The organism is Microbacterium marinilacus, assembly GCF_019753765.1.
GTDB lineage: Bacteria > Actinomycetota > Actinomycetes > Actinomycetales > Microbacteriaceae > Microbacterium > Microbacterium marinilacus.
Window position 1 is genome coordinate 108,860 of sequence record NZ_JAIJZW010000011.1, and the last position, 23,852, is coordinate 132,711.

General features: G+C 72.3%; 17 protein-coding genes. 16 read left to right on the forward strand and 1 reads right to left on the reverse strand.

Features of this window, described 5'->3' with window-relative positions; translation table 11 throughout:
- Positions 1–11: 11 nt before the first annotated feature.
- The 3 genes from K5S26_RS15920 to K5S26_RS15930 all read left to right on the forward strand — a co-directional run bounded on the left by K5S26_RS15920 (position 12) and on the right by K5S26_RS15930 (position 3,903).
- Positions 12–893, forward strand: coding sequence for a CPBP family intramembrane glutamic endopeptidase (locus K5S26_RS15920; protein WP_246604113.1), 882 nt, complete (start codon positions 12–14; stop codon positions 891–893).
- 39 nt (positions 894–932) lie between these two features.
- Complete coding sequence (locus tag K5S26_RS15925) at positions 933–2,759, forward strand: gamma-glutamyltransferase family protein (protein WP_221859986.1); 1,827 nt, start codon at positions 933–935, stop codon at positions 2,757–2,759.
- A gap of 73 nt (positions 2,760–2,832) precedes the next feature.
- Positions 2,833–3,903, forward strand: a complete 1,071-nt coding sequence (locus tag K5S26_RS15930) for a serine/threonine-protein kinase (protein ID WP_221859988.1) — start codon at positions 2,833–2,835, stop codon at positions 3,901–3,903.
- Positions 3,904–4,192: 289 nt separating this feature from the next.
- On the opposite strand, the gene K5S26_RS15935 is transcribed toward K5S26_RS15930, so the two are convergent.
- The gene (locus K5S26_RS15935) at positions 4,193–4,999 is read right to left on the reverse strand and encodes an SGNH/GDSL hydrolase family protein (RefSeq protein WP_246604114.1); all 807 of its coding nucleotides are present in this window, start codon (positions 4,997–4,999) and stop codon (positions 4,193–4,195) included.
- Positions 5,000–5,142: 143 nt separating this feature from the next.
- Between K5S26_RS15935 and argS the strand changes: the two genes are divergently transcribed.
- The 13 genes from argS (at position 5,143) to K5S26_RS16000 (ending at position 23,494) form a co-directional block, all read left to right on the forward strand.
- The gene (argS, locus tag K5S26_RS15940) at positions 5,143–6,810 is read left to right on the forward strand and encodes an arginine--tRNA ligase (protein ID WP_221859990.1); all 1,668 of its coding nucleotides are present in this window, start codon (positions 5,143–5,145) and stop codon (positions 6,808–6,810) included.
- 9 nt (positions 6,811–6,819) lie between these two features.
- Positions 6,820–7,638, forward strand: coding sequence for an LmeA family phospholipid-binding protein (locus K5S26_RS15945; RefSeq protein WP_221859992.1), 819 nt, complete (start codon positions 6,820–6,822; stop codon positions 7,636–7,638).
- A 209-nt stretch (positions 7,639–7,847) separates the two neighbouring features.
- Positions 7,848–9,338 (forward strand): diaminopimelate decarboxylase, encoded by a 1,491-nt coding sequence (gene lysA / locus K5S26_RS15950; protein WP_221859994.1) that lies wholly within the window; start codon positions 7,848–7,850, stop codon positions 9,336–9,338.
- Positions 9,335–10,684, forward strand: coding sequence for a homoserine dehydrogenase (locus tag K5S26_RS15955; protein WP_221859996.1), 1,350 nt, complete (start codon positions 9,335–9,337; stop codon positions 10,682–10,684). The genes lysA and K5S26_RS15955 overlap by 4 nt, the downstream gene beginning before the upstream one ends.
- Entirely contained in the window at positions 10,681–11,688 is a 1,008-nt protein-coding gene (gene thrB / locus K5S26_RS15960; RefSeq protein WP_221859999.1) for a homoserine kinase, read from the forward strand. The genes K5S26_RS15955 and thrB overlap by 4 nt, the downstream gene beginning before the upstream one ends.
- A 49-nt stretch (positions 11,689–11,737) precedes the next feature.
- Positions 11,738–13,189, forward strand: coding sequence for a threonine synthase (gene thrC / locus K5S26_RS15965; protein ID WP_221860001.1), 1,452 nt, complete (start codon positions 11,738–11,740; stop codon positions 13,187–13,189).
- 163 nt (positions 13,190–13,352) lie between these two features.
- Positions 13,353–15,314, forward strand: a complete 1,962-nt coding sequence (gene rho / locus K5S26_RS15970; protein ID WP_221860003.1) for a transcription termination factor Rho — start codon at positions 13,353–13,355, stop codon at positions 15,312–15,314.
- Between the two features lie 4 nt (positions 15,315–15,318).
- The gene (gene prfA, locus K5S26_RS15975; protein ID WP_221860005.1) at positions 15,319–16,398 is read left to right on the forward strand and encodes a peptide chain release factor 1; all 1,080 of its coding nucleotides are present in this window, start codon (positions 15,319–15,321) and stop codon (positions 16,396–16,398) included.
- A gap of 300 nt (positions 16,399–16,698) precedes the next feature.
- Complete coding sequence (locus tag K5S26_RS15980; protein WP_221860006.1) at positions 16,699–17,661, forward strand: endonuclease domain-containing protein; 963 nt, start codon at positions 16,699–16,701, stop codon at positions 17,659–17,661.
- A gap of 302 nt (positions 17,662–17,963) precedes the next feature.
- Positions 17,964–18,773 carry an RNA polymerase sigma factor gene (locus K5S26_RS15985; RefSeq protein ID WP_246604115.1) on the forward strand — a complete coding sequence of 270 codons (810 nt, stop codon included), beginning with the start codon at positions 17,964–17,966 and terminating at the stop codon, positions 18,771–18,773.
- A gap of 2 nt (positions 18,774–18,775) precedes the next feature.
- The gene (locus tag K5S26_RS15990; protein ID WP_308123030.1) at positions 18,776–19,237 is read left to right on the forward strand and encodes a hypothetical protein; all 462 of its coding nucleotides are present in this window, start codon (positions 18,776–18,778) and stop codon (positions 19,235–19,237) included.
- A gap of 76 nt (positions 19,238–19,313) precedes the next feature.
- The gene (locus tag K5S26_RS15995) at positions 19,314–20,909 is read left to right on the forward strand and encodes a S8/S53 family peptidase (protein ID WP_221860011.1); all 1,596 of its coding nucleotides are present in this window, start codon (positions 19,314–19,316) and stop codon (positions 20,907–20,909) included.
- A gap of 578 nt (positions 20,910–21,487) precedes the next feature.
- Positions 21,488–23,494: a CHAT domain-containing protein gene (locus K5S26_RS16000; RefSeq protein ID WP_246604116.1), complete on the forward strand. Its 2,007-nt coding sequence runs from the start codon at positions 21,488–21,490 to the stop codon at positions 23,492–23,494.
- The last annotated feature ends 358 nt before the right edge of the window (positions 23,495–23,852 follow it).

Here is a 23,852-nt window from a genome sequence, read left to right on the forward strand (position 1 = left end):
AGAATCGAAGGATGGCAGCCGAGGGAGCGCACGCACCGGAACCCGCCGATGCGGCATCGTCCGGTGTGCGCCGACTCGACCCGCTCGTCCTGATCGCCGGCCTGCTGGTGTGCCTGGCGGCGCCGGCGTTCTTCGTCCTGCTGTGGTGGTGGCTCGGCGCGACGCTGCTGGCCGCCGGGCTCGCCGTCGCCGTCGTCGTCGACCGCCGCGACCCCGCGGGGCTGCGACGGGCGCCCGGCCTGACCCGTGACCTCTCGCTGATCGCGGTCGGACTGCTGATCGTCGCGTCGATGTCGATGAAGGCCGAGCTCGACGACCTGTCGATGCTCCGCTTCACGGCCGTCCTCGGGGGAGCGGTCGCCGTTCCCTACCTGCTGTCGCGGTTCGTCTACCGGGACCGGGCGATCCGGTTCCCCTGGCGGGGCGGCGGGCGCTGGGGCCGGCTGCAGTGGGGCTGGCTCGTCGCCGTGCTCGTGCTGGGGTGGCTGATCCTGCCCTTCTACTTCATCTCGAGCGGCGTCTACCTGAACTGGCCGGTCGTCGACACGCCCTCCCTCATCGGGCGGCTGTTCGTCGGCGTCGGGGCCGTCGGCATCTGGGACGAGCTGTTCTTCATCTGCACCGTCTTCGCGCTGCTGCGGCGCCATCTGCCGGACGGGGCGGCCAACCTGCTGCAGGCCATCGTGTTCGTGTCGTTCCTGTGGGAGCTCGGCTACCGCGAGTGGGGTCCGGTGCTGACGATCCCGTTCGCCCTCCTGCAGGGCATGATCTTCCTGCGCACCCGCTCGCTGGCGTACGTCGTCACCGTGCACCTGCTGTTCGACGCCGTCGTCTTCCTGGTGCTCGTCCACGCGCACAACCCCGGGGTGCTCGACGCGCTGTTCCTCGTCTGAGCCCGGCGCCGTCGCCCGACCAGCTGATTGACTGGCCGCATGAGCTTCACGGCGCCGCCTCCGCACCTCACCCGGCCCGATCTGCGCGGGAGCTTCGGGATGGTCGCCTCCACGCACTGGATCGCCAGCGCGAGCGCGCAGGCGGTGCTGGAGCGCGGCGGCAACGCGTTCGACGCGGCGGTCGCCGGGGCGTTCGTGCTGCACGTCGTCGAACCGCACCTGAACGGGCCCGGCGGCGACATGACCGCGGTGTTCGCGACCGCCGCCGACCCCGCCTCGCCGATCGTGCTGGCGGGGCAGGGGCCGGCCCCTGCCGGCGCGACGATCGAGCGCTATCGCGCGGAGGGACTCGAGCTCGTGCCGGGATCGGGGGCGCTCGCCGCAGCCGTGCCCGGCGCCGTGGACGCCTGGCTGATGCTGCTGCGGGACCACGGCACGTGGCGCCTCGGGGAGGTGCTCGCCTTCGCGATCGGGTACGCCCTCGACGGCCACCCGGTGCTCGACCGCGTGTGCGCGACGATCTCGGGCGTCGCCGACCTGTTCCGCGACCACTGGCCGACGTCTGCCGAGCGCTGGATGCCCGGCGGGCGTCCGCCGGCGCCGGGCCAGATGGTCCGCTCGACCGTCTACGGCTCGATGCTGCAGGAGCTGGCGTCCGCCGGCGAGACCGGCACGCGCGAGGAGGGCATCGACGCCGCGCGGGCACGGTGGCGCGAGCGCGTGGGAGCCGCAGCCTCGGAGTTCGTGGGGGATCCGCATCGGCACTCGGACGGCGCCGACCACGCGGGCGTGATCACGGCGGCCGACGTGCAGGCGTTCAGCGCCTCGTACGAACCCGCCATGACCGTGCGGTTCCGGGGCCACACGATCGCCAAGACCGGCGCCTGGGGGCAGGGGCCCGTGCTGCTGCAGGCGCTCGCCATCCTGGACGGCCTCGAGGACGACCGCCTCGACCCCTCCACGGAGCTCGGCGCGCACACCGTGCTGGAGGCTCTGAAGCTCGCGCTGGCCGACCGCGACGTCTGGTACGGCGAGGACGCCGATCCTGCCGTCCTCGCGCACCTGCTCTCGCCCGGCTACGCGGCCGAGCGCCGGTCGCTGATCGGCGAGAGCGCGTCCCGGGAGGTGCGTCCGGGCGAGGTGCCCGGTCACGTCCGACCCTCCCTCCCGCCGCTGCGCGAGGCCTACGCAGGGCCGGCGGCGGGCTCCGTCGGGGAGCCGACCGTGCCGGCTGACGCGGCGGAGGACGGGCTCGAGACCGACGCTCTCGGCCGCACGCGCGGCGACACCTGCCACATCGACGTCGTGGACCGCTGGGGCAACATCGTCTCGGCGACGCCGTCGGGCGGCTGGCTGCAGTCGTCACCGGAGATCCCGGCCCTGGGCTTCTGCCTCGGCACGCGGCTGCAGATGACCTGGCTCGACGAGGCCTCTCCGTCGCGCCTGCGACCGGGGGCCCGGCCCCGCACGACCCTCACCCCCACGCTCGTGCTGCGCGACGGCGAGCCGGTGATGGCCCTCGGATCGCCCGGCGGAGACCAGCAGGACCAGTGGCAGCTGCTGATGCTGCTGCGCGTCCTCGTCGGCGGTCACACGCCGCAGCAGGCGATCGACGCCCCCGCTCTGCACACGACGTCGATGCCCGGCTCGTTCTGGCCGCGCACCTGGACGCCCGCGGGCGCCGTCGTCGAGGGGCGGCTGGGCGACGACGTCATCGCGGGGCTCGTCGCGCGCGGACACGCGGTCACCCGATCCGGCGACTGGTCTCTGGGGCGCCTGTCCGCCGTCACGCGCGACCCGTCGAGCGGATGGCTGGGCGCCGCCGCCAATCCGCGCGGCGCGCAGGGGTACGCCGTCGGCCGCTGAGCGGCGTTTTGCACACCCGGGCGCCGTCGTCAAGCCTGAGCGGCGAAACGGTCGGTCGCGGCATGCTGGCTGCATGGCATCGGCGAGCGTCTGCGAGGCGGGCCCGGACATCCGGACCCCGCTCGCCGACGCGCGGACGGGGACGGTGCTCGACGGCCGGTACCGGCTGGAGGAGCTGGTCGGCGAGGGCGGCATGGGGCGGGTCTACCGCGCGTGCGACGAGGTGCTCGAGCGCACCGTCGCCGTGAAGATCTTCCCGTCCGCCGCCGTCGACGACGCGGACCGCGGGCGCCGCGCCGCGGAGGCCCGGCTGCTCGCGGCGCTCAGCCACCCCTCGCTCGTCACGCTGTACGACGCGCAGGCCAGCCGCGACGGCACGGGCTATCTCGTGATGGAGTACGTCGGCGGCGGGGCGCTGTCCGACAGGATCCAGCGCGGCCCGCTCACCACGCGTCTCGTGTCCGAGATCGCCGCCGACATGGGGGAGGCGCTGCACGCCGTGCACTCCGCCGGGGCCGTGCACCGAGACGTGAAGCCGTCGAACGTCCTGCTGCATCCCGCCGAGACCGGCGCCGCGGGCAGGGGGCGTCGGATGCGCGCGACGCTCGCCGACTTCGGGATCGCGTACCTCGCCGACGGGGCGCGCGTGACGACTCCCGGCATGGCCGTCGGAACCGCCGCGTACTTCTCGCCGGAGCAGGCGCGCGGCATGGATCCCTCGCCCTCCTGCGACGTCTACGCGCTGGGACTGGTGCTGATCGAGGCGCTGACCGGCCGCCGGGCGTTCCCGCAGACGACGCCGATCGAGGCCGTGGTGGCGCGACTGCACTCCGCGCCGGAGGTGCCCACCGCATTCGGTGAGGCCTGGACGACGCTCCTCACCGACATGACGGCGCCGGACCCCGCCGATCGCCCGAGTGCCCAGCAGGTCGCCGACCGCGCGCGGCTGCTCGCCCAGGCGCCGAGCGAGCCGTCGCCCGCGAGCGCAGAGGGCGCGGCCAACCGTGTTTACCGGGAGCCCTCGCCGGCCGCGCCGATCGCGCCGTCGGCACCGACGACGCGGGTGCGCTCGCGCCGTCGTCCGACGCTCGCGCAGCTGGTCGTGCAGGGCGTGGGCGCCGCGGTGCTCGGCCTCTCGCGCTGACGCAGCCCGAGCCCGCGCCGCATCCGTCCGTCGCCCGCGTCATCCGGTGCGAGACCGCCTTTATGGCGCGCGACAAGGGCCGTTCCGCACCGATCGCGGATGAGAGAAGGGGGGGGGGGGGGGGGGGGGGGGGGGCCGCCCCCCCGGGGGGGGGGGGGGGGGGGGGGGAACCCCCGACCCTTGGCACCGGAAGCCAATGCTCTATCCACTGAGCTACGGGCGCATACAGACCGAGGATATCAGCCGCGGAGGGCTGCTCCGGACGACGGCGCCGGCCGCGAGCGGGTGGTCAGGGGCCGGCGGGCTCCGGCGCGCCGGCGTCGGCCGCCTCGAGGCTCGTCGCCGGGTCGACGATCCGGTCGAGCGCGTCGGCGAGACGCTGCGCGAGGTAGGCGTGCCCCGCCAGCGACGGGTGGTTTCGCGCCACCTCGCTGGTGTCGATCACGGTCTCGTAGTTCTGCGTGGTGATCCACTCGTCCTGCAGCGGCGAGATGTACCACCACTGCCGCTCGGCGGCGAGGGCGGCGAGATCGCCGTCGATCCGGGCCGTGGGCTCCTCGACGGGCAGCACCTGCGGCGCGGGGCCGAGCACCACGATCGGCGTCTCGGGGTAGGTCGCCGCGAGTGCGTCCCATGCGGCGTTCACGGCGTCGCGGTAGCCCTCGGCCGGCTCCCAGCGGTCGTTGATCGACCCCTGCAGGATGATCAGGTCGTAGGACGCCTCGGGGTCGAGCTCGGCGATGCGGGAGCCGAAGTCGGGGCGGTCGGGGCGCACGTAGCCGCTGCCGGGCACGCCGTCGACGACGGTCGTGCCGGAGATCAGGTCGGCCAGCACGTAGGCGTAGCCGCGCTCGATGGGCGTGGCCGACATGCCGTACGTCCACGAGTCGCCGAAGACCAGCACCTCGGGCTCCTCGGGCAGGTGGATCGCCGCGGGGGTGATCGCCGCAGGCTCCGCGGCGGCCGCCTGCTCGACCTCGGCGACCGGAGCCGACCAGGGGCGCAGGGCGCCGACGACGATCGCCGCGACCACGGCGACGACCGCCATCGCGATCAGCGCGAGGACGGTGCGATGGGGGCGGATCGCGGACGCCATGCGAAGTAGAGTATGCGATCCCGCTGAACGGATGACGACGTATGACCGAACGCTCCCGCACAGCGGGGGTCGGGCGCCCGCCCCGAGCGGCCGCGCCTCGGCGCGACGGGCGGTCAGGAGGCACGCCCTAGACTTGTCGGGCTATGACTCCGGATGCCCTCGCCGCCGCCCTGCTCGCCGTCGTCACGCCCGTCGCCGAGCGTCGACGCCCGGACGAGGCGCTCGACCTGTCGGCCGCCGACATCACCCTGGAGCGGCCGCGCAACCGCGACCACGGCGACTGGGCCACCAACGTCGCGATGAAGCTCGCCAAGCGCCTCGGCGCGAACCCGCGCGAGCTCGCGCAGGAGCTCGCCGACGGCCTGGCCGCGGCCGAGGGCGTCGCGAGCGTCGAGGTCGCCGGCCCGGGCTTCATCAACATCCGGCTCGAGGCCGGCGCGGCCGGCGCCCTCGCGCGGACGATCGTCGAGGCGGGCGCCGACTACGGCCGCAATGACGCGCAGGCCGGCAACACGATCAACGTCGAGTTCGTCAGCGCGAACCCGACGGGCCCCCTGCACATCGCCCACACCCGCTGGGCCGCCCTCGGCGACGCGATCGCGCGCGTGCTGGCGTTCAGCGGCGCGACGGTGTCCCGCGAGTACTACATCAACGACGCGGGCGCGCAGATGGACCGCTTCGGCGCCTCGATCGTCGCGTCGCTCAAGGGCGAGGACAAGCCCGAGGGCGGCTACGCGGGCGAGTACATCGACGAGCTCGGCCGTCGGGTGCTCGCCGAGCGCGCCGACATCCTGTCCCTGCCCGACGACGAGCAGGTGCGGGTGGCGCGCGACGTCGCCTACCCGATCCAGCTCGCCGAGATCCAGGCGTCGCTCGCGTCGTTCAACGTGCACTTCGACGAGTGGTTCTCGGAGCGCACGCTGCACGCTCCCGGCGCCGACGGCGCGCAGAGCCCCATCGACCAGGCCGTCGACCGCCTGCGGGCGCAGGGCCACGTCTTCGACGAGGACGGCGCCGTCTGGGTGCGCACGACCGACTTCGGCGACGACAAGGACCGCGTCATCCGCCGCTCGAACGGCGAGTACACCTACTTCGCCGCCGACGCCGCGTACTACCTGAGCAAGACCGATCGCGGCTGGGCCGACAAGGTCTACCTGCTCGGCGCCGACCACCACGGCTACGTCCACCGCCTGAAGGCGCTCGCCGGCGCCGCCGGGGAGGACCCCGAGAAGAACATCGAGGTGCTGATCGGCCAGATGGTGTCCATCAACGGTGCGCGGCTGTCGAAGCGCGCCGGCAACATCATCGAGATGGACGACATCATCGAGTGGATCGGCACGGACGCGCTGCGCTACTCGCTCGAGCGCTCGCCGGCCGACTCGCCGCTGGACCTCGACCCCGACCTGCTGCGCAAGCGCACCAACGACAACCCCGTCTTCTACGTGCAGTACGCGCACGCCCGCATCCACAACGTCGGTCGCAACGCCGCCGACGCCGGTGTGGACCGCTCGGAGTTCGCGCCCGAGCTGCTCACGCACGAGACCGAGTCGGCGCTGCTCGGCGCGCTGCAGGAGTTCCCCCGCGTGGTCGCGTTCGCGGCGGAGGTGCGCGAGCCGCATCGCGTGGCGCGGTACCTCGAGGAGCTCGCCGGCCTCTACCACCGCTGGTACGACAACTGCCGCGTCACGCCGCTGGGCGACGCGCCGGTCGAGCCGGTGCACCGCACGCGCCTGTGGGTCAACGACGCGACCGGCCAGGTGCTGCGCAACGGCCTCGACCTTCTGGGCGTGAGCGCCCCGGAGCGGATGTAACAGGAGCGGATGCAGACGATGACCTCGGCGACCGCACCGATCCCCGTGACGACGCCGGCGCGCCGCCGCCGTCGCTGGCCGTGGATCGTACTCGCCGCGGTCGTGGTGCTGCTGATCGCCGCGGTCGTCGTCGCCGAGGCCGTCGCCCGCGCCATCGTGCCCGACCGCGTGCGCGAGACCGTCACGACCGAGCTCGGGCTGCCCGAGGACCACCCGATGGACGTCGCGGTCGGCGGCGGCCTCGTGCTCCCGCAGCTCATCGGCGGGCGCCTCGACGACCTGCGCATCTCCAGCCAGGACGTGCCGCTGCCCGCGGGATCCGGGGTGTCGGGGCTGACGGTCGACGCCGACGTGCACCTCACCGGCGTGCCCCTGCGCGACGGCGTCTCGGGCGGGCCGGGCACCGCCGAGATCCGGATCGAGGCCGACGACCTCGAGTCGCTGCTCGCCACCGCCGTGCTGCCGTCGGCGCTGGCCGACGCGACGATCGAGCTCGCCGCCCCGGACGTCGTGCTGTCGAGCCGGATCTCGCTGCTGGGAGCGTCCATCCCGATCGAGCTGTCGCTCGCTCCGGGGGCCGCGGACGGCGACCTGACCCTCGAGCCGACGGGCGCCGCGGTCGGGGGAGCGGACCTCTCGCTCGACCAGCTCGCCGCCATGGCGGGCATCGAGGTCGGACCGGTGCCGGTGTGCCTCGCCGACCGCCTGCCTGCCGGGCTCGCGCTCACCGACGTCGCCGTCGAGGACGGCGCGCTCGTCGCCCGGCTCGACATCGCCGCCGAGATGCTGACGGACGACGCGCTGCTCGATCCCGGCACCTGCGGCTAATCCGCCCGAGCTGTCGTCGCCCGCGCACGACGCAGGATGAACCGCGCCTCTCGCCCCGACGGCCGACGTGTGCCCGCGCGCGTCCTGCGTCCTGCACGGGCGTGGTCGGGACGGGCGCGGAGCGGGTCGCGCGGGTGCCCTAGACTCGGGGGCACCTGCGGCGCGTGAACACCCCGCGCGCGGACACCCCCAGCCCCGATTGGTGAGCAGTGCACGACGCAGCCGTACCCGAGCCCGGCCAGACCGGCGCGCTCGCGCCCGACTGGCTTCCCCTGCCGGACGACCCCAACGACCTCGCGCCGGGGGTGTGGCCCGCCTCGGCGCGGCGCGACGACGACGGCGCCCTGATCGTCGCCGGGGTCGCCGCCCCCGAGCTGGCGCGGGAGTTCGGCACGCCCGTGCAGGTGCTCGACGAGGACGAGGTGCGCTCGCGCGCCCGGGAGGCGCTGCGCGCGTTCGGAGACGCTGCCGCCCGACACGGCGGGCGGGCGCGCGTCTACTACGCCGGAAAGGCCTTCCTCAGCGCCGAGGTCGCGAGGTGGATGGTCGAGTCGGGGCTGAACGTCGACGTCTGCTCGATCGGCGAGCTCGAGGTGGCCCTCGCCGCCGGCGTGCCCGCGGCCCGCATCGGCTTCCACGGCAACAACAAGCGCGTGTTCGAGCTGGAGCGCGCGATCGAGACGGGCGTCGGCACGATCGTCGTCGACTCCGAGATCGAGATCGAGCGGCTGGCGGCGATCACCGAGCGGCTCGACCGGCGCCAGGCCGTGCTGGTGCGCGTCAACAGCGGCGTGCACGCCGAGACGCATCACTTCCTCGCCACCGCGCACGAGGATCAGAAGTTCGGCTTCACGCTCGAGGCCGCCCACCGCGCGGCCGAGCGCATCCACGAGCTGCCCCTGGTCGACCTCGCGGGCCTGCACAGCCACATCGGCTCGCAGATCTTCGGCGTCGACGGCTTCCGCGAGGCCGCCTCGCGCGTGCTGGAGCTGCTCGCGCTGCTGCGCGAGGAGGGACGCTTCACCGCCGAGTCGGCCGACGGCGCCGTGGAGCCGGTGCTCAACCTCGGCGGCGGCTTCGGCATCGCCTACACGCGCGCCGACACCCCGACCCCCATCGGCGAGCTCGCGGCGGGCATCGTCGACGCCGTCGCGGACGAGTGCGCCGTGCGCGGCATCCCGCTGCCGGTGCTCGCGTTCGAGCCCGGACGGTCGATCGTCGGCACGGCCGGGGTGACGCTGTACGAGGTCGGCACCACCAAGTCGGTCTCGGTGGACACCGGCTCCGGACCCGCCGAGCGCCGGTACGTCAGCGTCGACGGCGGCATGAGCGACAACGCCCGCCCGGCGCTGTACGGCGCGCAGTACTCCGCTCGACTCGCCTCGCGCGAGGGCGCCGGGGCACCCGTGCTCAGCCGGGTGGTCGGCCTGCACTGCGAGTCGGGCGACGTCGTCGTCGACCACGAGTACCTGCCGGGCGACGTCACGCCCGGCGACCTGCTCGCCGTCCCCGCGACGGGCGCCTACTGCGCCCCGCTGGCGAGCAACTACAACCACATCCCGCGCCCGCCCGTCGTGGCGGTCACGGGAGGTCGGGCACGGGTCATCGTGCGCGGCGAGCGGATCGAGGATCTGCTCGCCCGCGACACGGGCATCCGTCCGGCGGCTGCCGCCGCGCCCACGCGAGAGGGAGAAGAATGATCGATCACCGCCGTCTGCGGGTCGCCCTGCTGGGGGCCGGCTCCGTCGGATCGCAGGTCGCGCACCTGCTGCTCACCCAGGCCGCCGAGCTCGCCGAGCGAAGCGGCGCCGACCTCGAGCTGGCCGGCATCGCGGTGCGCGACGTCGACGCCCCGCGCGACGTCGACCTGCCGCGCGAGCTGCTGACGACCGACGCCGAGGGCCTGATCGTGGGCTCGGACATCGTGATCGAGCTGATGGGCGGCATCGAGCCCGCGCGCGCCCACATCCTCACGGCGCTGAACTCGGGCGCCGACGTCGTGACGGGCAACAAGGCGCTGCTCGCCACGCACGGCGCCGAGATCTTCGACGCCGCCGACCAGGTCGGCGCATCGGTCTCGTACGAGGCGGCGGTCGCCGGCGCGATCCCGATCGTGCGTCCCCTCAAGGACTCCCTCGCGGGCGACCGCGTCGTGCGGATCATGGGGATCGTCAACGGGACGACCAACTACATCCTCGACCGCATGGACAAGGAGGGCGCCGACTTCGCCGACGTGCTCGCGCAGGCGCAGGCGCTCGGCTACGCCGAGGCCGACCCCACGGCGGACGTGGAGGCGTACGACGCCGCGCAGAAGGCCGCGATCCTCGCCAGCCTGGCGTTCCACACGTCCGTGCCGCTGGAGGCGGTGCACCGCGAGGGCATCACCTCGATCGACAAGGCCATGATCGACGGCGCGCGCGCCGCGGGCTACGTCATCAAGCTGCTCGCCGTCTGCGAGCGGCTGCCCGCGGACGGCGACCAGGGCGAGGACGGCGAGGAGATCTCCGTCCGCGTCTACCCGGCGCTCGTCGGCCGCGACCACCCGCTCGCGAGCGTCCACGGCGCCAACAACGCCGTGTTCGTCGAGGCCGAGGCCGCGGGCGCGCTGATGTTCTACGGTGCCGGCGCGGGCGGCATCCAGACCGCTTCCGCGGTGCTCGGCGACGTGGTCTCGGCCGCCCGCCGGCACATCGCCGGGGGCGTCGGGGTGGGGGAGAGCCCGCGCATGAGCGTGCCGGTCGCGCCGATCGGCCGCATCACCACGCGCTACCAGATCACGCTCGAGGTCGACGACGAGCCGGGCGTGCTCGCGCACGTCGCGAGCATCCTCAGCGAGGGCGGCATCTCGGTCGCCACGGTCGAGCAGACCGTGGAGCAGCCCGCCGAGGAGGCCGCGGCCGAGCAGGCCCCCGCCCCGCGCCGCGCACGGCTCGTGATCGGCACCCACCACGCGCGCGAGCAGGCGCTCGGCGACACGGTCGCCCGCCTGTCGTCCAGCGACGTCGTCGAGCGCGTGGTGTCGGTGCTGCGCGTCGAGGGGGAATGACCGTGCCGTCCGCGGGGGAGCGCACGGTGCACGTGCGCGTCCCCGCGACCAGCGCGAACCTCGGCCCGGGCTTCGACACCCTGGGCCTGGCGCTCAGCGTCTACGACGAGCTGGACGTCACGGCGCTGCAGCCCGGGGCCCTCGAGATCGAGGTGTCGGGGTCGGGCGCGGAGCACATCCCGCGCGACGAGTCGCACCTCATCGCCCGCACGATCCGGTACTGCTACGAGGCGGTGGGGCGCCCGGCGCCCGGCCTGCGCATCGTCGCGCGCAACGGCATCCCGCACGGCAAGGGACTCGGGTCGTCCGGTGCGGCGGTCGCCGCCGGCGTGCTCGCGGCCAAGGGCCTGCTCGCCGGCGAGGCCGAGCTGAACGAGACCGACCTGCTGCGCCTGGCGACCGAGCTCGAGGGGCATCCCGACAACGTCGCCCCCGCGCTGTTCGGCGGGCTGACGATCGCCTGGACCGAGAACAGCGTGCCGCAGCACAAGAAGCTGCTCGTGCACCGCGGCGTCGCGCCCGTCGTGTTCGTGCCCGACCGCACGATGTCGACCTCGACGGCGCGCAGCGTGCTGGCCGCCGAGGTGTCGCGCGAGGACGCCGTGTTCAACGTCTCGCGCTCGGCGCTGCTGATCGCGGCGCTGACGCAGAGCCCGGATCTGCTGCTGTCGGCGACCGAGGACAAGCTGCACCAGGAGCGCCGCGCTCAGGCGATGCCCGAGACGTTCGCGCTCGTGGGCGCGCTGCGCGATCGCGGTCTCGCGGCGGTCGTCTCCGGGGCGGGGCCGAGCGTGCTCGTGCTGGCCGACGGCCCCGGGCAGCGTCTGGAGGCGGACGCCGTCGTGACCGAGATCACCGGCGGGAGCTGGCAGTCGCTGATGCTCGCCGTCGACTTCAAGGGCGGCACGGTCAGGGAGAGCGCTTCCGCTGACAGTGCGTCCACGGACAGCACGGTGCCCCCGGCCGACGATGCGAGACTGGAGAACCCCCATGGCGTCGCGTGAGTCCGTGGTCTCACACGGATCCGTGGCGTCCGAAGACGTGAGGAGCCCGATGCGGTACATCTCGACCCGGGGCGGCGGCGAGCCGCTGTCGTACAGCGAGGCGCTGCTGGAGGGGCTCGCGCGGGACGGCGGCCTCGCGGTGCCCGCCGAGCTGCCGCACGTGGACGGCGAGACGCTCGAGCGGTGGCGCGCGCTGACCTATCCGCAGCTCGCCACCGAGGTGCTCGCCCTGTTCGCGACCGACATCCCGCGCGATGACCTGGCGCGCATGACGGCCGCGGCCTACGAGTCCTTCCCCTCCGAGGTCGTGCCGCTGCGCCCGATCGGCGACGGCCTCACGCTCGTCGGGCTGTCCGAGGGGCCCACGCTGGCGTTCAAGGACATGGCGATGCAGTTCCTCGGCCAGGTGCTCGAGTACGCCCTCGAGCGCTCCGGGGCCGTGCTGAACGTGCTCGGCGCGACGTCGGGCGACACGGGATCGGCGGCAGAGCACGCCCTGCGCGGCAAGGACCGCATCTCGGTGTTCATGCTGTCCCCGCTCGGGCGGATGAGCCCGTTCCAGCGCGCGCAGATGTTCTCCCTGGACGACGCGAACGTGCACAACATCGCGATCGCCGGCGTGTTCGACGACTGCCAGAACCTCGTCAAGCAGCTCGCCGGCGACCTGGAGTTCAAGCGGGCGCAGAGCCTCGGCGCGGTGAACTCCATCAACCTCGCGCGCATCACGGCGCAGGTCGTCTACTACTTCTGGGCGTGGCTGCGGGCGACCGACGCCACCGGGGGCGCCGAGGTGTCGTTCACGGTGCCGTCCGGCAACTTCGGCAACATCCTCTCCGGCTTCTACGCGAAGCGCATGGGGCTGCCCGTCCGCCGCCTGGTGCTCGCGACGAACGAGAACAACGTCCTCGACGAGTTCTTCCGCACGGGCGTCTACCGTCCGCGCGCCGCCGCGGAGACCCTCGCCACCTCGAGCCCGTCGATGGACATCTCGAAGGCGTCGAACCTCGAGCGCTTCGCCTTCGAGCTGTTCGATCGGGACCCGGCCCGCGTCTCGGCTGCCTGGCGGGAGCTGGACGAGCAGGGGTTCTTCGACGTCACCGGCGATCAGCCGCGCTTCGCCGAGGAGTTCGGGCTGGTCAGCGGCACGTCGACGCACGACGACAGGATCGAGACCATCCGATCGGTGCACGCCGGGTCTGGCGACATCATCGACCCGCACACGGCCGACGGCGTGAAGGTCGCCCGCGAGCACGTCGAGGACGGCGTGCCGATGCTCGTGCTGGAGACCGCGAAGCCGGAGAAGTTCGCGGAGACGATCCACGAGGCCCTCGGCGTGCAGCTGGAGTATCCGGCGGAGCTGCACGCGATGCTCGCGGCCCCCCAGCACGTGACCGAGATGGCGGACGACGCTCAGCAGCTGCGTGCGTTCATCGAGGCCGCCGCCCTCAGGGGTGATACAATGGGCGACATCACGACGGGTGCCGCTCGGCACGATTCTTGACCGTCGTTTCGCAATCTGCGAAAGCCCCGCACAGGTTCCCGACCAGCTCACGGGCACAACGTCTTCAGAGCGACTGGGTGACCCGCGCGTGCCGCACACAGCGGCGCGACCGGCATGTGCGATCGGGCACCATCACTACGTTCCACCCAGAGGAGCACCACTCGTGGAGACCATCTCCGAGACCGAAACCACGGACGCCGTCGTGACGGACGCGCCGAACACCGACGCCTCCGCCGCCGAGGCGCCCGCCACCGAGGCCCCGGCCAAGGCGGCGCCGCGCAAGCGCGCGCCGCGTCGCGCGAAGTCGACGGACGCCGCACCCGTCGAGCAGCCCGCGGCCGAGGCCGCGCCGGCTGTCGAGGCGCCCGCGGCCGACGCCGCCGAGGCCCCCGCCGCCGACGCCCCCGAGGCGCCCGCCGAGAAGCCCGCCGCCGAGAAGCCGAAGCGTGCGCCGCGCAAGCGCACGCCGAAGGCGGCACCCGCCGAGAAGCCCGCCGCCGAGAAGTCGGCTGACGCCGAGCCGGCCGCCGAGGCGGCATCGTCCGCCGACGCCGCGCCCGCCGAGGCCGCTCCGGCCGAGGCCCCCGCTGAGGCCGCGCCCGCCGAGAAGCCGGCCGACGCCCAGCCCGCGGCAGAGCCGGCCGAGGGGGCCGCCGAGGGGCAGTCCTCCGGCGACGCGCAGGAAGGCAACGGCCAGGACGGCAACGGTCAGGAGGGCAACGGCCGCCGCAGCCGGAGCCGCAGCCGCAGCCGTAACCGCAACAAGGGCGACAAGTCCGAGGGCGGTCAGAACCAGTCGCAGAACCAGGGCGGCCAGAACAACCAGGGCGGCCAGAACCAGCCCCAGGCGCAGGAGTCGTCGGACGACGACGCGCAGGGCGGCCGGGGCCGCGGCCGCAACAAGCGCCGCGGCGCCCAGTCGGGCGACGAGTTCGAGACCGAGATCAACGAGGACGACGTCCTCATCCCGGTCGCCGGCGTCCTGGACGTGCTCGACAACTACGCCTTCGTGCGCACGACGGGCTACCTGCCGGGACAGCAGGACGTGTACGTCTCGCTCGGCCAGGTGAAGAAGTACAACCTGCGCAAGGGCGACGCGGTCGTCGGCGCCATCAAGCAGCCGCGCGACGGCGAGCAGCAGGGCCGCCAGAAGTACAACGCGCTGGTCAAGGTCGACTCCGTCAACGGACTGTCGGTCGAGGACGCGGCGAACCGCGTCGAGTTCTCGAAGCTCACGCCTCTGTACCCGCAGGACCGCCTGCGTCTCGAGACGGCGCCCGAGAAGCTGACCCAGCGCATCATCGACCTCGTCGCCCCGATCGGCAAGGGCCAGCGCGGCCTCATCGTGGCGCCCCCGAAGGCCGGCAAGACGATCGTGCTGCAGCAGATCGCGAACGCGATCGCGCAGAACAACCCCGAGGCGCACCTCATGGTCGTGCTCGTCGACGAGCGGCCCGAAGAGGTCACCGACATGGAGCGCACGGTCAAGGGCGAGGTCATCGCCTCGACCTTCGACCGCCCCGCCGAGGACCACACGACGGTCGCCGAGCTCGCGATCGAGCGCGCCAAGCGCCTCGTCGAGCTGGGTCGCGACGTCGTCGTGCTGCTCGACTCGATCACGCGTCTCGGCCGCGCCTACAACGTGTCGGCCCCCACGTCGGGCCGCGTGCTGTCCGGCGGCGTGGACGCGTCGGCGCTGTACCCGCCGAAGCGCTTCTTCGGTGCCGCGCGCAACATCGAGAACGGCGGATCGCTCACGATCCTCGCCACCGCGCTGGTGGAGACCGGATCCAAGATGGACGAGGTCATCTTCGAGGAGTTCAAGGGCACCGGCAACATGGAGCTGCGCCTGTCGCGCCAGCTCGCCGACAAGCGGATCTTCCCGGCGGTCGACGTGAACGCGTCGTCCACCCGCCGCGAGGAGATGCTGCTGTCGGCCGACGAGGTGAAGATCACCTGGAAGCTGCGCCGCGCGCTCGCGGGCCTGTCGCCCGAGCAGTCGATCGGCACGGTGCTCGAGGGGCTCAAGGAGACCCAGTCGAACGTCGAGTTCCTCGTGAAGATGCAGAAGTCGATCCCCGCGGCCGGCGGACGCTCGTCCGGCCACGAGAACGACATCCGCTGATCGCGTGTTCGAGTCCGTCGATGCGCTGATCGACGAGCATCGCCGGGTGCAGGAGGAGCTCTCCGACCCGGCGGTGCACGCCGATGCCGCGCGCGCCAAGCGGGTCAACCGGCGCTACGCAGAGCTGAACCGCATCGTCCAGGCGCACGAGGCGTGGACCGCCGCGGGGGAGGACCTCGAGGCGGCCCGCGAGCTCGCGAAGGAGGACGACGCCTTCGCCGCCGAGGTTCCCGGCCTGGAGGACGGCCTCGCCCAGGCACAGGAGAAGCTGCGCCGCCTGCTGATCCCGCGCGATCCCGACGACGCCCGCGACGTGATCATGGAGATCAAGGCCGGCGAGGGCGGCGCCGAGAGCGCGCTGTTCGCGGCCGACCTGCTGCGGATGTACTCGCAGTACGCCGCCTCCAAGGGCTGGAAGACCGAGCTGCTGGAGCGCAACGAGTCGGACCTCGGCGGATACAAGGACGTGCAGGTCGCGATCAAGGGATCCTCGTCCGACCCCGCGCAGGGCGTGTGGGCGCACCTCAAGTACGAGGGCGGCGTGCACCGCGTGCAGCGGGTGCCGGCGACCGAGTCGCAGGGCCGCATCCACACCTCGACGACCGGCGTGCTGGTCTTCCCCGAGGTCGACGAGCCCGAGGAGATCCAGATCGACCAGAACGATCTGAAGATCGACGTCTTCCGTTCGTCGGGCCCCGGCGGGCAGTCGGTCAACACGACCGACTCGGCGGTGCGGATCACGCACGTGCCGACCGGCATCGTCGTGTCGATGCAGAACGAGAAGTCGCAGCTGCAGAACCGCGAGGCGGGCATGCGCGTGCTGCGAGCCCGCCTGCTCGCGCGCCAGCAGGAGGAGCTGGACGCCGCGGCGTCCGACGCGCGCAAGTCGCAGATCCGCGGCATGGACCGCTCGGAGCGCATCCGCACGTACAACTTCCCCGAGAACCGCATCGCCGACCATCGCACGGGCTACAAGGCCTACAACCTCGATCAGGTGATGGACGGCGCGCTCGAGCCGGTCGTCCAGTCGTGCATCGAGGCGGACGAGGCCGAGCGCCTCGCCTCGCTCGGCGACACCGCCTGACCGGAGCCGCCGGGGGCGGGGTCCGTTCCGGTCGGTGAGTGCCATTTGGCACTCACGTCCGCCTCGTGGGTGCCAAATGGCACTCACGGATATGCCGCATGGGGCCGTCCGCACCCCACGCCCTTCGTCCACAGCCGGCCTCCGCGATAAGCGGCTCAGCGTCCGCGAGTGCCATATGGCACTCCCCGCCGCCAGGTGAGTGCCATATGGCACTCGTGGACGCCGGGGCGCGGCGCGTGAGGTCTCGAGGTCTGTGGATGGAACGGGCCCGGGCGTGACGGATGGCGCCAGGGTGTCGGGATGACATCGGAGCGGATCGCGCAGCTGGGCCCCTCGTTCACGGTGCGCCAGGCCCGTGCGGCCGGCGTGACGCGCGGGCAGCTGCGCTCCGCGACGCTGCTGCAGCCGTTCCACGGCGTGCGGATGGTCCGGCCCGGGGTCAGCCCGGAGATGTCGAGGATCGAGCGCGAGCGCGCGGAGGTCATGCGGCGTGTGCGCGCCTATGCGTCGATCATGCCGAGCCACGCGTTCTTCGTGGGGCCGACCGCGGCGCTCATCGCGGGCATACCGCTGCCACCGGGAGCGCACGAGGTGCTGCACGTCGGCGTCTTCTACCCGGCGACGCCCCCTCGTCGTCGCGGGGTGCGCGGGGTGCGTATGAACCCCGGCGGGGTGCGCGTCCTGGTGCACGAGGGGCTGCGGATCGTGGACCCTGCCACGCTGTGGATCACACTGGCCGATGCTCTCGGCGACTACGACCTGGTCGCCGCGGCGGATCACCTGCTGCGGGTGCCGCGCTTCCCCGGCGGGTTCCGCGCTCCCGAGCGTGACCCGTATCTGACCAGGGACGAGCTCGTGCTGCGCATCGACGAGCGGCGTCGTGCCGGCACGACGCGGATGCGCGCCCTCGCCGAGCGCGCCCGCACCGGCGCTGCGTCCCGCCCTGAGACGTGGATGCGGCTGTCCATCGTGGACGCGGGGCTGCCCGAGCCCGAGCTGGACGTCGACGTCTACGACCGCCGTGGCGAATTCGTCGCTTGCCTCGATCAGGCCTTTCCGCGCCTGCGGCTGGGCATCGAGTTCGACGGCGACTGGCATCGTGGCCGTCGTCAGTGGACGAAGGACGTCGGTCGGCACACCGCCCTCGTGGCAGAGGGCTGGACCACGCTGCGTTTCACAGCGCCCGACGTGTTCGACGACACGTCCCACGTCGCCCGGACGGTCCGCGCGGCGCTCGAAGAGCGCGGCGGCACCCCCACATGAGTGCCATATGGGACTCGGCATCGTCCGGCGAGTGCCATATGGCACTCGTGCGTGCGGCGGGAGCTTCTGGGACCCACGGAGGGCGATGGGCCAGACGGTCGCTGCGGCGGATCCATCCGTCGGCGAGTGCCATATGGCACTCTGCCGCGCCTGGTGAGTGTCATATGGCACTCGCGGGAGGTTGAAGCCGCGTGGGAGGCCGCGCCGGGCCGGGACGAACCGCACTCGCGAACGGACGCCGCGAGAGGCCGCCATCGCGAGCGTGGAATGACGCTCCTCCATGCCCCGATCGGCCAATTCATATGGCGAATCCGGCATACCTGCCACTGACCGGAATTCTGGAAGACAAATGTGACCTTGACACTTGCGCGGCGCGCCGAGCGGCCGACAGGATGTGCCGCGTGGAGGAAGATCCTCTGCCGAAGCGCCCGGAACACCCCGAGCCGGGCGCTGCACCGACCGCGACCCCCCGCGCGGCGGATCAGGCGCCCGAGGCGCCCGGCGACGACACGGGCGATGGGCGTGCCCGCTGGCGAAAGGCGGCAACGCTCTTCGTGCAGTGGCGGGACACGGCGGACTCCCGCGCGCTCGACGAGCTCGTGCGGCTGCTGACGCCGGTGCTGTGGCACGTCGTGCGGGCCTACGGCCTGCGCCGCGAGGCGGCCGAGGACGTCGTGCAGTCGACCTGGCTCGCGTTCGTGCGCAAGCACGACTCCATCGCCGAGCCCGAGGCGGTGTCGGCTTGGCTGACGATGACGGCGCGCAGGGAGGCGTGGCGGACATCCAAGGTCGACGGGCGCGCGGATCCGACCGAGGACGAGAGCCTCGAACAGCGGCTGCCGCCGAGTGCGGCGGCGGAGGACGAGGCGGTAGGGCGCCTCGAGGCAGGGCATCTCTGGCGGGCGGTGTCAGGGCTCGACGAGCGCTGCCGTCGACTCCTGCGCATCGTGGCCTTCGACGACCGGCCGGACTACCGGCGGATCGCGAACGACCTGCGCATGCCCGTCGGCAGCATCGGGCCCACACGCCAGCGGTGCCTCGGAAAGCTCCGCGCACGTCTGGATGGCGCGGCGTTCGATGGCCCGAACGGGTCTCAGGGGGGAAGATCATGATTGTGGACAGCGAAGAAGAGGAGGACCGCGAGGCGCTCGCGGCCCTGAAGAGGATGTGGGAGCGCATAGACGCACCGCCGGCCGACCTCACCGAGCGGATGATCGCGGCCGTCGCCGTGGACGACCTCTCGCGCGAGTACGCCCTGCTGACCGAGGTGTCGGCGGACCGTGCGGCGGTGCGCAGCGAACAGGAGCGGCTCACCCTGCAGTTCAGCGACGCGTCGACCAGCGTGCTGCTGCACGTGTCGGCGACGGAGTCGGGCAGCCGTCGTGTGGACGGCTGGTCGGAGCCGCCCATCCTGGCGGCGCGCCTGTCGCAGGAGGCCCGCGAATGGTCGGCCGCGCTCGGCGAGGAGGGGCGGTTCGCGTTCGCAGACGTGACGCCCGGCCTCTCGGCGGTGCGGCTCGTCGTGCGTAAGGACGGAGACTTGAGGGAGTTCATCACCCCGCAGTTCGAGGTGTGATCCTCCCTCCGTGCGGCGGCGCCCCCGCGTCGCCGTGAGGTGGAGTGCGGCCCCCGCCGCGGAGAGAGGGTGACCCATGGCTTCTCAGCCCGAGAACTGGACGTGGCGCGACCGCGCCGAAGGATCGATCCCGCAGGGGAGGGTGCTCGACCCGAACGTCGAGCCCGTGCCCGGGATCCAGGCCTACCCCACGGTGTACGTGCCGGATCGGTTGCTCGTGACCGACGAGACCGGCGAGCGGGTCGAGCACCTGCGCAGGCTGAGCGAGACCGCGGAGACGTTCGGCTGGGCCATCGAGCTGGAGACGCTGCGCGGCGAGCCCCTGCCGGGACTCGAGGTCGAGCCCGACCCGCTGGTTCCCGGGGTTCCCGGCGTGACCCGGGTGCGCGTGCTCGCACCGGGCGCCGCCCCCGATGCCGACTCGCCCCTCGCGCCGGACGCATGGCGCCTGCTGCAGCGCGCCCGCCGGCTGAGCCAGTCGAAGCTGACCGGAGTCGGCCTCGACCACGTCCTCTCGATCGACCCGGTCGGGGTGAATCCGTTCACGACGACGAACCCGTTCATCCCCACCAACCCGTTCATCCCCACCAACCCGTTCATCCCCACCAACCCCTATGGCGCGGCGGAGTACGAGCGAGCCGGGTCAGGCGGGCGTCAACCGATCATGCGGCTAGGGGCCGGACCTGTGAGGGGCGTGCCGCCGAAAGCTGGCCGTCGTCGCACGGTCGTCGCGATACTGGACACCGGTTGCGGCGAGCACAACTGGTTGCCGGACGAGATTGTCACGCGGGAACTGGAGATCGACGGAGAGCCAATCGGGCTCACGGACGAAGCTGATCCCGAGGTGTATGGAGACCTGTACGGGCAGATGGACGGTGAGCTAGATTCAATCGCTGGACATGGCACGTTCATCGCGGGTATCGTCCGCCAGATCGCCCCGGAGGCGAACCTAGTTTCGGTTCGGTTGGCAGACGCCCGTGGTCTCGTTGACGAGAGCCTCTTAGTTCGCACTCTCGCCGAAGTCATCGAACTCGCTCGTCGCGATCGCGCAGGTGAGGGGGACGGCACGCCAATCGACGTGCTGAGCCTCTCGCTCGGCTATTACCACGAGACGCCCGAGGACGGTCTCTACTCGCACACCGTGTACGAACTGCTTCGCGTAGCGCGCGGCCTGGGCATTGCGGTGGTCTGCTCAGCGGGAAACGACGCCGTTGATCGACCTACTTTCCCTGCGTCGCTGTGGGCATGGCCGGGGTCAGACAACGGCATCGCCCCTGACGAACTTGCTCCGCACGTGTCGGTAGGTGCGCTGAACCCTGGACGTACTTCGGTAGCCCTGTTCTCGAATGTCGGACCGTGGGTACGAGCTTATGCACCCGGCGCCGCCGTCGTCAGCGCATTCCCTGCCTTCGTGGGCGGGCGTCAGCCGGCGACTCGAGAGGACGCGTACGCGCGCCGCCGACAGACGATCGCGGTTGAGGACTACACGGGTACTTTCGCGATCTGGAGCGGGACGTCGTTTGCCGCGCCATTCGTGGCTGGGATGATCGCTGTGGAGCATGGCGCGCCTTCTATGAGAAGAGCGTCGCGCAAGGTCTGGATCGAACGTTCGCGGACTGCGACGAAAGCCGCTCTCGAAGTAGTCGATCGCGATGATCGTTCAGCGGAATAGGTTGCAAGCAGGCCTGCGTGTTTCGCGCCCGGCGGAGTTCCCTCCGACTCTGCGGCAAAGGGAAATCTCATTCGTGACCAAGAGTGACGGCTGTGGTGCGGCTCACAGCGGCTGAGCTACAAGCGCGTGCAGTGGAACTCTGCAATCGCGGCTGGCTTGGTTCGGCCCGTCGAGTATTAGAAATGGCGGCCGAGCGCGCGTTGTCGACGGAAGAAAGAGCCCGGATCATTGGGACGCTGGCTTTTGTATTGACGCGAAAGGGGCACGCCGAGAACGCCGAGCGTATTTTGCGCGACGCTCTCAGTGCGCTTGGAAGCGAACGGTCACATTCACGTGCGGCCGCGACCGCACTCCGTGGCCAGCTCGGGACACTTCTTGTCGTCCGTGGAGATTTTGGAGCGGGGCTTACGCTGCTCAAGAGGGCGATCGCGGAGGAGACCGACTCTATCAGGGTCGGGAATCTGCTCCTTACTCGAAGCGTCGCGCTTATGCGCCGGTCTCGACTAGGAGAGGCCCGCCGGGACATCGAGACAGCAGTTCGCCGTTTTGCTGCGAGCGGTGACGTCTACCAACACGCTATGGCGCTGCACAACGCGGGGTACGCCGCGCTGCTCGAAGGAGATCTTGTCACTGCCCTCGAACGCATGTCGGAAGCCCGGCCGATCATGGCTTCATCACCCGTCAACGAGGCGATCTGTGATCTCGATCGTGCCGAGGTGCTGCGCGAAGCGGGTCAGGTGCTCGAGGCCGAGCGCACGCTGGCGGGGGTGGCGCGGTCGTTCGGCGCCGCGCGGATGCCGCAGTCGCGAGCGGAGGCGGAGTTCCATCTCGCGCGGTCGCTGCTCGCGCACGATCCCGCGCGTAGCGCCGATGTCGCCGCGGCGGCCGCGCGCCGGTTCCGGGGCCTGCGCAGCCCCGGCTGGGTGGCGCGGGCAGACGGGGTGCGCCTGCGCGCGCTGCTGGAGCTGTCGGACGCGGGTCGCCGCCGCCCTTCGCCCGCGCAGGTGGGCGCGGCGGTCGCCGAGCTCGATCGCGCGGGCTTCGTGGTCGAGGCGCAGATGCTGCGGGTGGCGAAGCTGATCGCGCGGGCCCGTCGGGGGGAGCGCGACGACGGCATCCCCCGTCTGCGCGAACGCGATCCGCTTTCGGTGCGCCTTCTCGTGCACGAGGCGCGTGCCGTGCAGGCCACCGCCCGTGGGCGTGGCGCCGACTCCCGAAGGCACGCCGCGGCGGGCCTCGAGAGCCTGGCGGCGTGGCAGCGCTCCTTCGGCGCCCTCGACGTGGCCTCGTCCGTCGCGATGCACGGCAACGGCCTGATATTGGAGGGGTTGTCGTCGGCGATCCGCTCGCGCCGGTCCGACGTGCTGTTCGAATGGTCGGAGCGTGCCCGGCACTTCGCGCACCAGGTGGCGCCCGTGCGCCCGCCCCGCGACCCGGATCACGCCTCCGACCTCGCGCGGCTGCGTCTGCTGCGCGAGGAGGTCGGCGCGGGCTGGGAGGGTGACCGGCGCGTGCGGGACCTCCGTGAGCGTGTGCGAGAGCGGCAGTGGGCGACGGCGGGCGAGGCGAACGGCATCCCCCGCGTCGACCTGGAGGCGTTGCGCGGTGCGCTCGACGCCGACACGGCGCTGCTGACCTACGTCTACAGTCGCGGCACGCTGGTGTGCCTGGCGGTGCCCGCGGCGGGCTCGCCCACCGTGATCGACCTCGACGCGGGCGCCGTGCAGGGGCTCATGCCCGGCCTGCGCGCCGACCTCGACGTGGCGGCGGCGCTGCGCGGCGGGGGCATGGCGCAGGTCGTGCAGGCGACGCTCGAACGACGCCTCGCGCAGCTGTCCAGTCTGCTGGTTGACCGCGCGCTCTCGGCGGCGGGCAACCCGCGCCGCGTGCTGATCACCGCTCCGGGCGTGCTGGCGGGCCTGCCGTGGACCATGCTGCCCGGCATGCGCGGGCGGTCCATCACCCTGGCGCGCTCGGCGTCGCGCTGGGTGTCCGCCCGAGGCGCCGTGATCCCCGCGCGCACCGCGGGCTTCGCGGTCGGGCCGGGTGTCGCGCGCGGCGTCGAGGAGGCGGAGGGTGCCGCGTTCGCGTGGGAGCTGCAGTCGGTGGGCGGGGGAGTCGTCGGCCCGGGCCCGCGCGTGCTGCGGGGCGACGACGCCGGCGTCGGGGCTGTCACCGGCCTTGCCGAGGACGTGGACGTGCTGCACCTGATCGCGCACGGGCGGCACGCGATCGACTCGCCCATGCTGTCGGGGCTGGGCCTCGCCGACGGCACGCTCTTCGGCTACGACATCGACCTGATCGTCCGTCCGCCCGCCACCGTCGTGCTGTCGGCATGCGAGCTTGGCCGCTCGTCCGTCCGCTGGGGCTCCGAGGCGATCGGCATGGCGCACGCATGGCTGCACGCGGGCACACGGAGCGTCGTGGCAGCGCCCGTGACCGTCGCCGACGACGTCGCCGCCGAGCTGCTGGGCGCCCTGCACGGCGGCCTGGCCGCCGGCCTCGCTCCATCCGACGCCCTGTCGCTCGCCAGCCAGGAGACCGGGCTGCACACACCGTTCATGGTGCACGGTAACGGTTTCTGACGTGTTCGGTACGACTTCGCATCGCACACTAGTGCTGCTCGTACCCGATCCGCCATGATCGCAGAAAGACCTTGGTGGTGGGGCTCGCCTCTCACGATGGTGCTCAAGAAGGAGCCTGACCCGCTTTTCCGGACGCCAGCTTTGAGGCGATGATCGTCTCGGAAGGAGTCCGTGAGATGCCTGCTGCCCACCCGCCGGAGTTCCGGCGTCGAGCCCTGGATCTTGTCGCCTAGGGCAACCCCGTCGCGCAGACCGCGCGTGATCTGGGGATCAGCGAGTCGTGCCTGCGGAACTGGATGAACCGTGACGCGGTCGATTCTGGCCGCAAGGCCGGTGTCACGACCGATGAGCACAAGGA

Excerpts from the sequence above, each read along its gene's own strand:
- K5S26_RS15920 (WP_246604113.1), top strand. The coding sequence starts at position 12 with ATGGCAGCCGAGGGAGCGCACGCACCGGAACCCGCCGATGCGGCATCG.
- K5S26_RS15925 (WP_221859986.1), top strand. The coding sequence starts at position 933 with ATGAGCTTCACGGCGCCGCCTCCGCACCTCACCCGGCCCGATCTGCGC.
- K5S26_RS15930 (WP_221859988.1), top strand. The coding sequence starts at position 2,833 with ATGGCATCGGCGAGCGTCTGCGAGGCGGGCCCGGACATCCGGACCCCG.
- K5S26_RS15935 (WP_246604114.1), bottom strand. The coding sequence starts at position 4,999 with ATGGCGTCCGCGATCCGCCCCCATCGCACCGTCCTCGCGCTGATCGCG.
- argS (WP_221859990.1), top strand. The coding sequence starts at position 5,143 with ATGACTCCGGATGCCCTCGCCGCCGCCCTGCTCGCCGTCGTCACGCCC.
- K5S26_RS15945 (WP_221859992.1), top strand. The coding sequence starts at position 6,820 with ATGCAGACGATGACCTCGGCGACCGCACCGATCCCCGTGACGACGCCG.
- K5S26_RS15955 (WP_221859996.1), top strand. The coding sequence starts at position 9,335 with ATGATCGATCACCGCCGTCTGCGGGTCGCCCTGCTGGGGGCCGGCTCC.
- thrB (WP_221859999.1), top strand. The coding sequence starts at position 10,681 with ATGACCGTGCCGTCCGCGGGGGAGCGCACGGTGCACGTGCGCGTCCCC.
- thrC (WP_221860001.1), top strand. The coding sequence starts at position 11,738 with ATGCGGTACATCTCGACCCGGGGCGGCGGCGAGCCGCTGTCGTACAGC.
- K5S26_RS15980 (WP_221860006.1), top strand. The coding sequence starts at position 16,699 with ATGACATCGGAGCGGATCGCGCAGCTGGGCCCCTCGTTCACGGTGCGC.
- K5S26_RS15985 (WP_246604115.1), top strand. The coding sequence starts at position 17,964 with ATGGCGAATCCGGCATACCTGCCACTGACCGGAATTCTGGAAGACAAA.
- K5S26_RS15995 (WP_221860011.1), top strand. The coding sequence starts at position 19,314 with ATGGCTTCTCAGCCCGAGAACTGGACGTGGCGCGACCGCGCCGAAGGA.
- K5S26_RS16000 (WP_246604116.1), top strand. The coding sequence starts at position 21,488 with ATGGCGCTGCACAACGCGGGGTACGCCGCGCTGCTCGAAGGAGATCTT.